Source organism: Streptomyces sp. NPDC055506, from assembly GCF_053643595.1.
This window is the reverse complement of record NZ_JBSHKH010000052.1, coordinates 38,997-52,448: the sequence shown is the minus strand read 5'-3', so window position 1 is coordinate 52,448 and position 13,452 is coordinate 38,997. Positions and strand designations below refer to the sequence as shown.

Annotated in this window: 8 protein-coding genes; 4 read left to right on the top strand and 4 right to left on the bottom strand. The window is 72.8% G+C overall.

Features of this window, described 5'->3' with window-relative positions:
• The 3 genes from ACWIF2_RS20985 to ACWIF2_RS20975 form a co-directional block, all read left to right on the top strand.
• The coding region (locus tag ACWIF2_RS20985; RefSeq protein ID WP_454362094.1) for an FAD-binding and (Fe-S)-binding domain-containing protein at positions 1–2,453 on the top strand (2,453 nt) is incomplete at its 5' end.
• Positions 2,450–3,886 carry an NAD-dependent succinate-semialdehyde dehydrogenase gene (locus ACWIF2_RS20980; RefSeq protein ID WP_454362092.1) on the top strand — a complete coding sequence of 479 codons (1,437 nt, stop codon included), beginning with the start codon at positions 2,450–2,452 and terminating at the stop codon, positions 3,884–3,886. The genes ACWIF2_RS20985 and ACWIF2_RS20980, both read left to right, overlap by 4 nt.
• Before the next feature lie 114 nt (positions 3,887–4,000).
• Positions 4,001–5,968 carry a heavy metal translocating P-type ATPase gene (locus ACWIF2_RS20975; protein ID WP_454362090.1) on the top strand — a complete coding sequence of 656 codons (1,968 nt, stop codon included), beginning with the start codon at positions 4,001–4,003 and terminating at the stop codon, positions 5,966–5,968.
• A gap of 5 nt (positions 5,969–5,973) precedes the next feature.
• Here ACWIF2_RS20975 and ACWIF2_RS20970 read toward each other — a convergent pair whose 3' ends face one another.
• The 4 genes from ACWIF2_RS20970 to ACWIF2_RS20955 all read right to left on the bottom strand — a co-directional run bounded on the left by ACWIF2_RS20970 (position 5,974) and on the right by ACWIF2_RS20955 (position 12,503).
• Complete coding sequence (locus ACWIF2_RS20970) at positions 5,974–7,041, bottom strand: LacI family DNA-binding transcriptional regulator (RefSeq protein WP_454362089.1); 1,068 nt, start codon at positions 7,039–7,041, stop codon at positions 5,974–5,976.
• An 88-nt stretch (positions 7,042–7,129) separates the two neighbouring features.
• Positions 7,130–9,520, bottom strand: coding sequence for a beta-galactosidase (locus tag ACWIF2_RS20965; RefSeq protein WP_454362099.1), 2,391 nt, complete (start codon positions 9,518–9,520; stop codon positions 7,130–7,132).
• Complete coding sequence (locus ACWIF2_RS20960; RefSeq protein ID WP_454362087.1) at positions 9,514–11,280, bottom strand: beta-galactosidase; 1,767 nt, start codon at positions 11,278–11,280, stop codon at positions 9,514–9,516. The genes ACWIF2_RS20965 and ACWIF2_RS20960 overlap by 7 nt, the downstream gene beginning before the upstream one ends.
• A 29-nt stretch (positions 11,281–11,309) precedes the next feature.
• Positions 11,310–12,503 (bottom strand): MFS transporter, encoded by a 1,194-nt coding sequence (locus tag ACWIF2_RS20955; RefSeq protein WP_454362085.1) that lies wholly within the window; start codon positions 12,501–12,503, stop codon positions 11,310–11,312.
• Between the two features lie 107 nt (positions 12,504–12,610).
• Here ACWIF2_RS20955 and ACWIF2_RS20950 point away from each other — a divergent pair, with 107 nt between their 5' ends.
• Positions 12,611–13,270: a maltokinase N-terminal cap-like domain-containing protein gene (locus ACWIF2_RS20950; RefSeq protein ID WP_454362083.1), complete on the top strand. Its 660-nt coding sequence runs from the start codon at positions 12,611–12,613 to the stop codon at positions 13,268–13,270.
• Positions 13,271–13,452: the final 182 nt, after the last annotated feature.

The window sequence follows — 13,452 nt, the reverse complement described above, 5'->3', positions numbered from 1 at the left end:
ACAGCCGCTGCACCCTCGGCGGCATGATCGGCAACGACGCGTGCGGCAACCGGTCGGTGCGCGACGGCCGGACCAGCGGCCATGTCGAGGCCCTGGAGATCGTCACGGCCGACGGAGTGCGGGCCGTCGCCGACCGCTCCGGACTGCACCCGGTCGAGCCGAGCGACGCCGAAGTCATCGCGCGGCTCGAATCCGTCCTCCGGAAGCTGATCGCCGACAACCTGGAGCCCATCCGCACCGAACTGGGCCGGATCCCGCGCCAGGTCTCCGGCTATCAGCTGCACCACCTCCTGCCGGAGAACGGTTTCGACATGGCCCGCGCACTCGTGGGCACCGAAGGCACCTGTGCGGTCGTCACCGCCGCGACGGTCCGCCTGGTGGCGACCGCACAGGCATCGGCGCTGCTGACCCTCGGCTACGACGACGTCGTCGACGCGGCCGAGGACGTGCCGGAGATCCTGCGCTTCTCGCCCAGCGCCGTGGAGGGCATGGACGAGGCGATCGTCGCCACCATGCGCGTACGCCGCGGCCCGGACTCCGTCACCGGGCTGCCCGAGGGCCGCGCCTGGCTCTACGTCGAACTCGAAGGCGAGGACCAGGCCGCGGTCGACGGCCGCGCCGCCGAGCTGCTCGACGTGCTGAAGGCACAGGGCCGGCTGACCGGCGGACGGGTCGTGGAGAGCCCGGCCGAGCGGCGCTCGCTGTGGCGGGTCCGCGAGGACGGGGCCGGGCTCGCCGCCCGGTTGGTGGACGGCGGGGAGTCCTGGCCCGGCTGGGAGGACGCGGCCGTCGCACCCGAGAACCTCGCCGCCTATCTGCGCGACTTCCGCAAGCTGCTGGCCGCGCACGGGCTGACCGGTGTGCTGTACGGGCACTTCGGCGCGGGCTGCGTCCACGTACGGGTCGACTTCGACCCGGCCACGGACACCGGCCGGGCCGTCATGCGGCGCTTCCTCTCCGAAGCGGCCACGCTGGTCGTCTCGCACGGCGGCACCCTGTCGGGCGAGCACGGCGACGGACGGGCCCGCAGCGAACTGCTGGAGGTCATGTACAGCCACCGTATGATCGCCGCGTTCGCCGCGTTCAAGCGGATCTTCGACCCGGACGGGCTGCTCAACCCCGGGGTCATCGTCGAACCGGCTCCGCTGGACGCCGACCTGGGCTTGCGTGAACTCCCGCTCGTGGACACGTCGTTCACCTTCCCGCACGACACGGACGGTTTCACGGGCGCGGTGCGCCGCTGTGTCGGCATCGGCCGCTGCCGCAGCGACTCCGGCGGGGTGATGTGCCCGAGCTACCGGGCCACGGGGGAGGAGAACGACTCCACCCGCGGCCGGGCCCGCCTGCTCCAGGAGATGGTGCGCGGCGAGGCCGTCCAGGACGGCTGGCGCTCGACCGAGGTCAAGGACGCCCTCGATCTGTGCCTGTCCTGCAAGGCCTGCTCCAGCGACTGTCCGGTGGGCGTCGACATGGCGACCTACAAGGCGGAGTTCCTCCACCAGCACTACAAGAACCGCCTGCGCCCCCGCTCCCACTACTCGCTCGGCTGGCTGCCCAGGACCTCGGCCCTCGCCGGATATGCGGCCCGCCCCGTCAACCTCCTGCTGCGCGGACCGCTCGGCAGGCTCCTCGCCCGCCTCGGCGGCGTGACCACCGAGCGCCGGATCCCCGCCTTCGCCTCCCGGCGCGCCCTGCGGAAGACCCTGCGCGCGGCGAAGACCCCGGGGCCGGCGAAGGCCCTGCTGTTCGTCGACAGTTTCACCCGCGCCTTCCGCCCCCAGGTCGCGGGAGCGGCGAGCCGCGTGCTCGCCGACGCCGGCATCCCGAGCACACCGCGGGACGGCCTGTGCTGCGGACTGACCTGGGTCAGCACCGGCCAGCTGTCCGTGGCCCGCAGGGTCATGGCCCGTACGGTCGCCGCCCTCGACGACGGCGACGACCGGCCGATCATCGTCGCCGAGCCCAGCTGCGCCGCCGCCCTCAAACGCGACGTGCCCGAACTGCTCGGCACCGAGGCGGCACAACGCGTCGCCGAGCGCGTCCACACCTTCACCGGAGCCCTCACCGACCTCGCCGACCAGGACTGGACCCCGCCGCCGCTGCCCGGGGACGTCGTCCTGCAGACCCACTGCCACGAGTACGCCACCTTCAAGGGCCGCCGCCCCGCCGACCTGCTGCGCCGCCTGGGCGTGCGGAAGGTCGACGAGGCCGAGGGCTGCTGCGGGCTCGCCGGGAACTTCGGCTTCGAGGCGGAGCACTACGACACCTCGATGGCGGTCGCGGACCTGGCCCTCAAGCCCCGCATCGACGCCCTCGACGGACGGCCCGTGGTCGCCGACGGCTTCAGCTGCGCCACCCAGATCGACCACCTCGCCGGTGACCGGGACATTCGCGCCCTGCACCTCGCGGAACTCCTCGACCCCTGCGCCGATCGACCAGGAGAGACATCATGACCGAGGTACTGAACCAGTTGTTCATCGGCGGTGCCTGGGTGGACGCCGCGGACGGCGCCACCATGCCCGTCGACGACCCCGCCACCGGCGAGATCATCGGCCATGTCGCCGACGGGGGCGCCAAGGACGCCAGGCTCGCCGAGGAGGCGGCCGTCCAGGCCCAGGCCGAATGGGCCCGTACGGCGCCCCGGGCGCGCAGCGAGACCCTGCGCCGCGCGCACGAGCTCATCCTCGAACGCACCGACGAACTCGCCCGCCTGATGACCTCCGAGATGGGCAAGCCCCTCGCCGAGGCCAGGGGAGAGGTGGCGTACGCCGCCGAGTTCTTCCGCTGGTTCTCCGAGGAGGCCGTGCGCATCGACGGCGGCTACGGCACGCTGCCCGACGGCCGCAACCGCATGCTGCTCTCCCGCCGCCCGGTCGGCCCCTGCCTGCTGATCACGCCGTGGAACTTCCCGCTGGCCATGGGCACGCGCAAGATCGGCCCGGCGATCGCGGCGGGCTGCACGATGATCCTCAAGCCGGCCCCGCAGACTCCGCTGTCCAGCCTCGCCCTCGCCGGGATCCTCAAGGAGGCGGGCCTCCCGGACGGCGTGCTGAACGTCGTCACCACCTCCCGGGCCGGGGAGGTCTGCGAACCCCTGCTGCGCGGCGGCCGGATCCGCAAGCTGTCCTTCACCGGCTCCACCGCCGTCGGCAGGCTGCTGCTCGCGCAGTGCGCCGACACCGTCGTACGGACGTCGATGGAGCTCGGCGGCAACGCGCCGTTCATCGTCTTCGACGACGCCGACCTGGACGTGGCCGTGGACGGCGCGATGGTCGCCAAGATGCGCAATATGGGCGAGGCCTGCACCGCCGCGAACCGCTTCTTCGTCCACCGGCCGGTCGCCGAGGAGTTCGGACGGCGGCTCGCCGAGCGGATGGGCGCGCTCGAGGTCGGCCCCGGCACCCGGGACGGCGTGGACGTCGGCCCGCTGATCGACACCGTCGGGCGTGCCAAGGTCGAGGAACTGGTCGCCGACGCGGTGGAGCGCGGCGCCCAGGTGCTGGTCGGCGGCCGTACGCCCGAAGGGCCCGGCTGTTTCTACCCGCCGACCGTGCTCGCGGACGTCTCACCCCAGAGCCGCCTCATGGACACGGAGATCTTCGGCCCGGTCGCCGCGATCCTCACCTTCGACGACGAGGACGAGGTCCTGCGCCGGGCGAACGACACGCCTTGGGGTCTCGTCGGCTACGTCTTCACCCAGGGGCTCGACCGAGGCCTGCGCGTCAGCGAGGGCCTGGAGGTGGGCATGGTGGGCCTGAACACCGGCCTGGTCTCCAACCCGGCCGCGCCCTTCGGCGGTGTCAAGCAGTCCGGGCTCGGCCGCGAGGGCGGCAGGGTCGGCATCGACGAGTTCCTGGAGTACCAGTACATCGCGGTGCCCATCTAGAACGGCACCGCCTGGTTTCCCGCCGTTCGGCTCGACGTACATGAAGGTATGAAGGGGTCTTCATGTGTTCCTGTATGGTGAGGGCCCCAAGCGTCCCCGCCAGAAGGACCCCTGTTGACTTCCACCCTCACGCCACGGCCGGTCCGGGAGGCAGAGCCCGCACGCCCCGGGACCGTGCCGAGGAGGCGCACCCGCGTCCTCGCGCTCCCCGAGGCGCGCTGGGCCGCGGCGGCCACCGCCTTCTTCCTGCTCGCGCTGCCGCTCCAGCTGACCGGCGCCCCCGCCTGGACCTGGGGCCCGCTGTACGCGGCGGCGTACGCCACGGGCGGCTGGGAGCCGGGCTGGGAGGGGCTGAAGGCGCTCAAGGACCGCACCCTCGACGTCGACCTGCTGATGGTGGTCGCCGCACTGGGCGCGGCCTCGATCGGGCAGGTCATGGACGGCGCCCTGCTCATCGTCATCTTCGCCACCTCCGGAGCCCTGGAGGCACTGGCCACGGCCCGTACCGCCGACTCCGTCCGCGGCCTGCTCGACCTGGCCCCCGCCACCGCCACCCGGCTCTCTCCCGACCACGGCGAACAGGTCGTCCCCGTCGAGGAGCTGACGGTCGGCGACACCGTTCTCGTCCGACCCGGAGAGCGCGTCGGGGCCGACGGCCGGGTACTGGACGGGGCGAGCGAGGTGGACCAGGCGACCATCACCGGCGAGCCGCTCCCCGTCCCGAAGGAGCCGGGCGACGAGGTCTTCGCGGGCACCCTCAACGGCACCGGCGCCCTGCGGGTCCGGGTCGAGCGTGACGCGTCCGACTCGGTGATCGCCCGGATCGTCCGGATGGTGCAGGAGGCGTCCGAGACCAAGGCGCCCACGCAGCTGTTCATCGAGAGGGTCGAGCAGCGCTATTCGCTCGGCATGGTGGCCGCGACCCTGGCCGTCTTCCTGGTACCGCTCGCCTTCGGAGAGCGGCTCACCGACTCGCTGCTGCGCGCCATGACCTTCATGATCGTGGCCTCGCCCTGCGCGGTCGTACTGGCCACCATGCCGCCCCTGCTCTCGGCCATCGCCAACGCCGGGCGGCACGGTGTGCTGGTGAAGTCGGCCGTGGTGATGGAACGGATCGGCCAGGTGGACGCGGTCGCGCTGGACAAGACCGGCACCCTGACCGAAGGCAGTCCGCGCGTCACCGACGTCCGGCCGCTGCCGGGATCCGGCTTGGACGAGGACGGCTTGCTGACCCTCGCTGCGGCTGCCGAGCGGCCCAGCGAGCATCCGCTGGCCCGGGCGGTCGTCGAGGCCGCCCGTGAGCGCGGCCTCGATCTGCCGGAAGCGGAGGACTTCACCTCCGCGCCCGGTGTGGGAGTGACCGCGGTCGTCGACGGCCGTACGGTCGCGGTGGGTGCTCCGGCCCGGCTGACGGACGACGCCTTCGAAGGTGTCGCGGAACTGGAGGAGTCCGGCCGTACCGCCGTCCTGGTCGTCGTCGACGGAGCCCCCGCAGGACTGCTCGGCATCGCCGACCGGCCGCGCCCGGACGCCGCCGCCACGGTCACCGCTCTCACCACACTCACCGGCACCGCCCCGGCACTCCTCACCGGCGACAACCCCCGGGCCGCCGCGCGCCTCGCCGCCGAGACCGGTATCGACGACGTGCGCGCCGGGCTGCTGCCACAGGACAAACTGGCCGCCGTCCAGGAGATGGAGGGCGCGGGCCGCAAGGTGCTGGTCGTCGGGGACGGCGTCAACGACGCACCGGCCCTGGCCGCCGCCCACACCGGCGTCGCCATGGGCCGGGCGGGCTCCGACCTCGCCCTGGAGACCGCCGACGCCGTGATCGTGCGCGACGAACTCGCCGCCGTCCCCGCCACCGTCGCCCTCTCCCGGCGCGCCCGGCGGCTGGTCGTCCAGAACCTCGTCATCGCCGGGGTGTTCATCACCGGCCTCGTCGTCTGGGACCTGGCAGGCGACCTGCCGCTGCCCCTGGGCGTCGCGGGCCACGAGGGCTCCACGGTCCTCGTCGGACTCAACGGCCTGCGGCTGCTGAGGGAGTCGGCCTGGCGGAAGGCGGCCGCCGAAGGGAGTGCCTGAGCCCGTCAGCGCACCGGAGGCGGACCGCTGCTCGCGCGCACGACGAGGTCGACGGGGACGAGGCTGTCCACACGGGGCCGCTCGCCCGGGCCGTCGATGCGGTCCAGGAGCAGACGAAGGGACCGGGTGCCGATCTCGGCGAAGTCGGTGCGGACGGTGGTCAGCGGGGGCAGCAGATGCGCGGCCTCGGGGATGTCGTCATAGCCGACGACACTGACCTCCCCGGGGACGGACCGCCCGGACTCGTGCAGGGCGTGCAGCAGGCCCAGCGCCATCTGGTCGTTGGAGGCGAACACCGCCGTCACCTCCTGGCGCCGGGCCAGCCGGCGGCCCAGTTCGTACCCGGAGTCGGCGCCCCAGTCCCCGACCAGAGGAGCCGGGACGTCAGCGCCGGCCGCCTGGAGCGTGGCCTGCCAGCTCGCCAGCCGGTGATCCGCGGAGGTCCAGCCGGTCGGGCCCGCGATGTGCCAGACCGTGGCATGCCCGAGGCCGAGGAGATGCTCCGTGGCCTTGCGGGCGCCGGTGCGGGAATCGCCGGTGACCAGGGGGGTGTCGTCGTCGAGGGGACTCTCCAGCACCACCAGCGGAGTGCCGAGGTCGGTCTCCGCCAGCGCGCGGCCCACCCACTGCTGCGGGGCGATCGCGATCACACCGTCCGCGCCCTCGGCCGACAGCCGGTTCACGGCCTCGACGACGGTCCCGTGGTCGGCCGTGTCCAGGGCGATGGAGCTGACGAGGTAACCGGCCTCCTGGGCGGCGGTGTTGATCGCGGTCAGGATGGAGGCGGGCCCGTACCGTGCGGCGTCGAAGGAGATCACTCCGAGCATCCGGGTCCTGCCGCTGGCCAGGGACCGTGCGCTGCGGCTGGGCCGGTAGCCGAGCGTGCGCATGGCCTCCAGAACCGCCTCGCGGGTCTCGGCGCGGACGGCCGGGTGGTCGTTGAGCACGCGGGACACGGTCTGCTTGGAGACGCCGGCCAGCCGGGCCACGTCGGCCATCACCGGCCGCGTCCCCGCGAAGTTGCGCCTGCTGCGGCCCTTGGGAACCGGGCCGTCGGTGGCGCTCGGTGTCATGGCGGGTGATTCCTCGACGTCGGACAACGGCGGTCCTGAACCCGCCCGGCAGGAGCACAGCATAGGCCGCGCGGTGCCCGTGAGGGCCTCAGCCGGTCCGGACCGCCCACACGCGCCCGACCACCCACTCGGCCTGCTCCACCCCGGCCGCCCGCCAGGCGTCACCCACCTGCCCCGGCACATGCACCGGCGCGTCCGCGGCCAGCGGCAGCACCTTCAGCCGCAGCCCCCGAGCACGCGACTCCCCGGCGGGCAACCGGTCCAGTCCGATGTCCCAGACCCGCCCCGAGTAGAACTGGTCGGCGACCAGGACGTCCCCCACATAGGCGCGTGCCAGATCACCGGTCCAGTGCAGCCGCAGCAGAACACCGGCGGGCGCCCGCAGCAGTTCCTCCGGTACGTCGACCCGGTACTCGGCGGCCACGGTGTCCACGTACGTGTCGGCGGGCATGCTCGCCCGGCCCCGCACACCGGTCACGGGCTCGGGGGCCGGACCGGCGGCCCTGACCAGGGTGACGTGCGCGTCGGTGCCACCGAGGTCCCCGGCCTCGACGGTGTAGCGCGTGCACAGGCCGTCCGCCTCCTCCCGCACCCGTGCCCCCTCCACCACGAGGGCGGAATCGGGCGCGGGCAGCACCGCGAACGACGGGTCGGCCGCCGGGCTGTGCAGCCGTATCTCGTCACCGTCGAAGACGACCCCGTCCCCGCAGAGCACCAGCCGCTCGGCACCCCACGCGACACCCAGGTAGGCGGTACGGGCCGTCGCCGCGTCCAGGACCAGCAGACCGACACGGGAACCGTCGGCCGCGTCCACCTCGACCAGGGCACCGGTGCCCGGCCGAAGACCGGTGACCAGGACCCGGCCGTCGACGGGCGTGACCTCACCGCCCCTGGCCGGCACGGCGACGGACGCCACCGTGTCGGCGTCCAGGGCGAGTTCGGGCGCGATGCCGTCGGCAGCGGCCAGCACCAGGACCGTACGGCCGTCCGCCTCGACCGTGCACACCGGCTGCGCGGAGGCCCACTCCAGCCGCAGCCCGGCCACGTCCAGCCGCAACGGCCAGCAGAAGAAGGCGCCTGAGGGCACGGTGACGGGAACGCTCGGCAGGGTCAGCGATGGCGCGTTCGGGAAGTCGACCCTGAACGTGGTCTCCGGGTGGTCCGGCAGCGGCTCGTGCGGCTGGTGGTTGGTCACGAACAGGAAGCCCGACGTGCCGTCGGTGCGGACGGCCCAGCGCAGCGTGTCACGATCGTGCTGACCGGCCGGCAGCCGCTCGGGCAGCACGGACTCCATGGGCGCGATGCGGTGCCCGAAAGCGGCCAGCAGCAGGTGCTGGAGCCGCAGTTCATGGTACGAGGGTCGCACCTGGCCGTACTCGCCGAGCGGGGCCTGGAAGTCGTAGCTCAGGACCGGCAGATCGTTGGGGTAGCCGGTGGCGTGCGACTCCTGAAGGGTGGTCAGCTCCCCCGGCGGGTTCGTGCCGCCGTGGAACATGTAGTAACCCTGCCACACCGAACCGCAGCCGATCTTGGTCAGCCCGAGCGCGCCCACATCGGCGGCCTCCACACGCGGCCGCCGGTGATAGGCCACCGCCATGCCTCCTCCCAACTCGCAGGTGGCCCAGGGGAACCGGTCCGTCGGGGCCGGGTCGGCGCCGCGCACGGTCGTGGGCCGCAGGTCGGCACCGATGCCCTCGTCGTCGCGCTCGTGCGTGAAGAAGAAGTGCTTGCGGCAGGTCTCGGGCCAGCCGCCCTCCGCCTCCGTCCAGAACGCCTCGGGATAGCCGCCGTACAGCGGAAGCAGCTCCTCGCCCGGAAGCCGCACGCCGCCCCAGGCGGTCGACGTCCACAGCGGTGCGCTCAGCCCGGCCTCCTGGGCCAGGCGCTTGAGCGTGCGCAGATGGCCGGGCTGGTCGTAGAGCTCGTTCTCGACCTGGATCGCCAGGATCGGGCCGCCGTGCGCCCGGTCCAGGCCGCGCAGTTGCTCCGCGACGGCCGTGAACCAGGTGCGCACGGGCTCCAGATAGGCCGGGTCGTCGGTACGCGGTGTGCAGGCGCGGGCGAGCAGCCAGTCGGGCAGGCCGCCATTGCGCACCTCGGCGTGTGACCAGGGTCCGATACGGGGGACGAAGTCCAGACCGTGGCGGGCACAGAGCTGGGCGAAGCGCCGGAGGTCGCGGTCGCCGTCGAAGCGGACCCGGCCCTCGATCTCCTCGTGGTGGATCCAGATGACGTAGGAGGCGACGGCGGTCACCCCGCCCGCCTTCATCTTCAGCAGCTCCTCCTCCCACTCCCCGTTCGGGTAGCGGGAGTAGTGGAACTCGCCGGACACCGGGAACCAGGGGCGGCCGCCACGGGTGAGCCAGCGGCTGGTCACTTGTATCGGGTCGGGCACGCCCGGCGCGTCGGCGAAGGGCAGATGGCCGGTGAGCGGGGGAGCGGAGGGCGCGGGAACGCGCAGTCGGTGCGGGGTCACCAGGTGTTCTCCGGGCCCAGGTCGGGGGTGTCGGTGAGCTGGGCGCGGGGGGTAGTGGTGCCGTGCAGCTCCAGCAGGACCAGCTCGTTGGCGCCCGGCCGCAGCACCGGGGCGGGGACGTACAGGGTCTGCTGCGGGCCCCGGTTCCAGTAACGGCCCAGGTGGAAGCCGTTGACCCACGCCTGGCCCTTCGTCCAGCCCGGCAGGGAGAGGAAGGCGTCGGCGGGCGTGTCCACCTGGAAGGTGCCGCGGTGGAAGGCCGGCACGGTGACCGCGGCCCCGTCGGCCGGGAGGAACGGCAGCCCGTCCACGGCGTCCAGCGGCAGCGGGCGGCAGTCCCAGCCCCGCAGGACGGTGCCGTTGAAGGCGACGGGCCCGAGCAGACCCTTGGGCGCGCCGATACGGGGCCCGTAGTTGACGCCGCCCATGTTCTCGACGAGGACCTCCAGCGTCGCGCCGGAGCGTGGGACGCGCACGGGCAGTGTCTCGTCGTGGCGTTCGCGCTCCAGCACACCTACCGGGGCGCCGTCGAGGAAGACCTGGGCGCGGTCGCCGACACCGCCCGAGAAGTGCAGCAGGCCATCACCGGAAGCGGGCAGGGTGCTGCGGTAGAGCGCGTAGCCGGTGCGCTGTCCGAGCTCGTCCATGGTCACCGGGTCGTTGGCGTGCACGGGGGCGGCGAGCGTGCCGGCGAGCGGAATCAGGGGTGCCCGGCCATCCAACTCGACATCGGTGGGCGGAAGTTTGGGTCCCGGCGCCGGGACCGGTTCGTCGGGAACGCCGGCATGGCGGGCGATGACCTCACGGAAGGCGTGGTACTTCGGCCCCGGGTCGCCGCACTCGGTGAGCGCGGCGTCGTAGTCGTACGAGGTGACGGTCGGGGTGTAGGCGTGCTTGTGGTTGGCGCCGTTGGCGAAGCCGAAGTTGGTGCCGCCGTGGAACATGTAGATGTTGACGGACGCCCCGGCGGACAGCAGCCGGTCCAGGTCCGCGGCGGCGTCGGCCGCGTCCCGCACATGGTGCGGACCGCCCCAGTGGTCGAACCAGCCGATCCAGAACTCCGCGCAGAACAGGGGCCCTTCGCTCCGGTGCTCGCGCAGCCGCCCGAGGCACTGCTCGACGCGGCTGCCGAAGGTGCTGGCCGCCAGGATGCCCGGCAGGCTTCCGGTGGCCAGATGTTCCGGGTCGGCCTGGTCGCAGGTGAACAGCAGCTCCTCGACGCCCCGGGAACGGAACGCGTCGGCCAGGTGCTTCAGATACGCGCTGTCGTCGCCGTAGGCCCCGTACTCGTTCTCCACCTGCACCGCTATGACGGGACCGCCCGCCGCGGCCATGTACGGGAGCAGCGCGGGCAGCAGCAGGTCGAGATAGCGGTCGACGGCCCCGGTGAAGCGCGGGTCGCTGGTCCGCAGCCGGATGTCGGTGTCCGAGGTGAGCCAGTCGGGCAGACCTCCTCCGTCCCACTCGGCGCAGATGAACGGACCGGGGCGCAGCAACACGCGCAGCCCCTCGTCCTGGGCGAGCCGGAGGAACCGGGGCAGGTCGAGGAAGCCGTCGAGCACGAGGGGCCCATCCGGATCCGGCTGGTGGTGGTTCCACGGAAGGTACGTCTCCACCGTGTTGAGGCCCATCAGCCGGGCCTTGCGCAACCGGTCGGCCCACAGCTCGGGGTGGACACGGAAGTAGTGCAACGCGCCGGAGAGGATCCGGAACGGCTCGCCGTGCAGCAGGAATCCGTCGGACGTCGTCGTCAGAGCGGGCATGCGGAGGCTTCCCTTCGAGGTAGGGGCAGTCACTGAGATCGGGTGGCGCGGATGAGCCAGAGCGTGGCGGCCAGGCACAGCGCGGAGACCCCGCACAACAGGAGCGGCACCGCGCGGATCCCGGACCACTCGATGGCCTTGCCCAGCGCCGGCCCGGCGGCGACACCGCCGACCATGGAGGCCGCGATGACCACGGCACCGGCCCGCCGGGCCTGGGGCGCGGCGCGGTTCAGCCAGGGCAGGCCGGTGGGGAAGATCGGCGCGATGAACAGGCCGACACCGGCGTACGCGTACGGGGCCAGCGCGGGCACGGACGCGGCCAGCAGACACACCGTCATGCCCGCGCACGAGACGGTGATGATGGCGTGGGCGGAGAACCGCAGCGCGAGCGGGGCGACCAGGAAGCGCCCGACGGTCATCATCAGCCAGTACACCGAGGTGGCGGTGGCCGCGACGCCCGCGCCGTAGCCGACGGTCTCCAGATGGGTGGGCTCCCAGCCGCCGACTCCGGCCTCGACGGCGACGTGCAGGACATACAGCGCGACGAAGACGGCGAGCACGGAGCCGAGGCTGCGGCCCAGAACCTGCCCATGGCCGTCTTCGGCCCCGCCCGGCAGGGGCACGTCGTTGCGGACTCCCCTCAGGCACAGCAGCAAGGGCAGATTGGCGAGGGCGAAGCAGAGGAAGACGGCCGGGTAGTGCTCCGAGCCGACCACGCCGATCAGGGCGGGGCCGAGGATGGCGCCGATGCCGAAGTGGGCGTTGAGGATGTTCAGCATCGCGGTCGAACGGTGGCCGAAGCCCACGGCGAACAGCTGGTTGAGGCCGTAGTCGATGCCACCGAAACCGAGCCCCGCGAGCAGGGCCGCCACGAGGGCGGTGGGCCAGCCGGGGGCCAGCGCGAAGCCCGCCGCGCCTACGGCCATGAGCAGATAGGAACTGCCGAGGATGTGCCGGTTGCCGATCCGGCCGTAGAGCCGGTCGAACAGCAGCACACCGGCCACACCGCCGACGAAGTGGGCGCTCAGCCCCAGCCCCGCGGCGGAGGGCGACAGCCCGAACTCCGCACGGAAGGCGGGGATCGCGGGCCCGTACAGCGCCTGCAAGGCACCGATGAGAACGAAACCGACACAGGACGCCACGACGGCGGCCCTGCTGAAGACCGGGGCGGACGAGTTGGGAGAGGGGCCGGGGGCGAGCTGTGCGATCGGCTGGTCGGTCACACGGATTGATGTTACCGGTAACATTCGAGCCGTCAACATCCCTGGATCTCAACGAACGTATGCTGCGTGTTCACGGCTCGCATCGACCCGAGGGGGAGGGGACCGGCATGGCCGTCATCCACCGCACCACGCTGACACCGACCAAGCTGGAGCTCCTCACCTCCTGGCTGCCCACCCGCCCCTGGTACCGCGGTGGCGCGGCCGAACCGAAGCTGGTCAAGGCCGGCGGATTCCGGCTGGACGATCCGCGCGGCGAGGTCGGGATCGAGTTCCTCGTCGTCACCGACACCTCCGGCCCACGCCCGGCCGGCTACCTGGTGCCGCTCACCTACCGCGGCGCCCCGCTCGAGGGTGCGGAGCATGCCCTCGTCGGCACCATGGAGCACGGCGTACTCGGGCCGCGCTGGGCCTACGACGGCTGCCACGACCCCGTGCTGCTCGCCCAGTTGGCGGCCCTGATCGAGGGACGGGCGCAGGCCCAGGACCAGAACACCAGCGACGTCCCCGACCGCGAGGTCACAGTCTCCCGCACCGGCGAAGGTCCCCTCCCCACGGACTTCACCGCCACCGACGACCGTGACGGCACCCGACTGACCACGCCCCACGGTCCGGCCCTCCACCTGCCCCGAATCCTCCAGCCCGCCCCGGACGGCCCGTCGACTCCCGCCCAGGGAGCGACCGGCCACATCACCGGCTCCTGGCAACTGCCGGACGGCACCCGAGCCCGGGGAGTGCTGGCCGTCCTGCAGGGCGGCCCCACGGCCTAGCCTGCGCGGCTGTCCGAAGGACCTCATAACCGATTGCGCCCGGCTCCGTCTGCCCGCACTACGACAGTGAACCGGGCCGGCGGCCCTCGTACCGTGCGGCCGTGGCGGCGGGGAACCTGCCGGCGGGCTGGGCGGTGGAGGACGGGGCCGGAGTGCTCTTCACGGACGGTGTGCCGACGGAG

What these genes read in the sequence shown, in the direction of transcription:
- ACWIF2_RS20970 (WP_454362089.1), bottom strand. Translation starts at nt 7,041, where the DNA reads ATGACACCGAGCGCCACCGACGGCCCGGTTCCCAAGGGCCGCAGCAGG.
- ACWIF2_RS20960 (WP_454362087.1), bottom strand. Translation starts at nt 11,280, where the DNA reads ATGCCCGCTCTGACGACGACGTCCGACGGATTCCTGCTGCACGGCGAG.
- ACWIF2_RS20950 (WP_454362083.1), top strand. Translation starts at nt 12,611, where the DNA reads ATGGCCGTCATCCACCGCACCACGCTGACACCGACCAAGCTGGAGCTC.
- ACWIF2_RS20980 (WP_454362092.1), top strand. Translation starts at nt 2,450, where the DNA reads ATGACCGAGGTACTGAACCAGTTGTTCATCGGCGGTGCCTGGGTGGAC.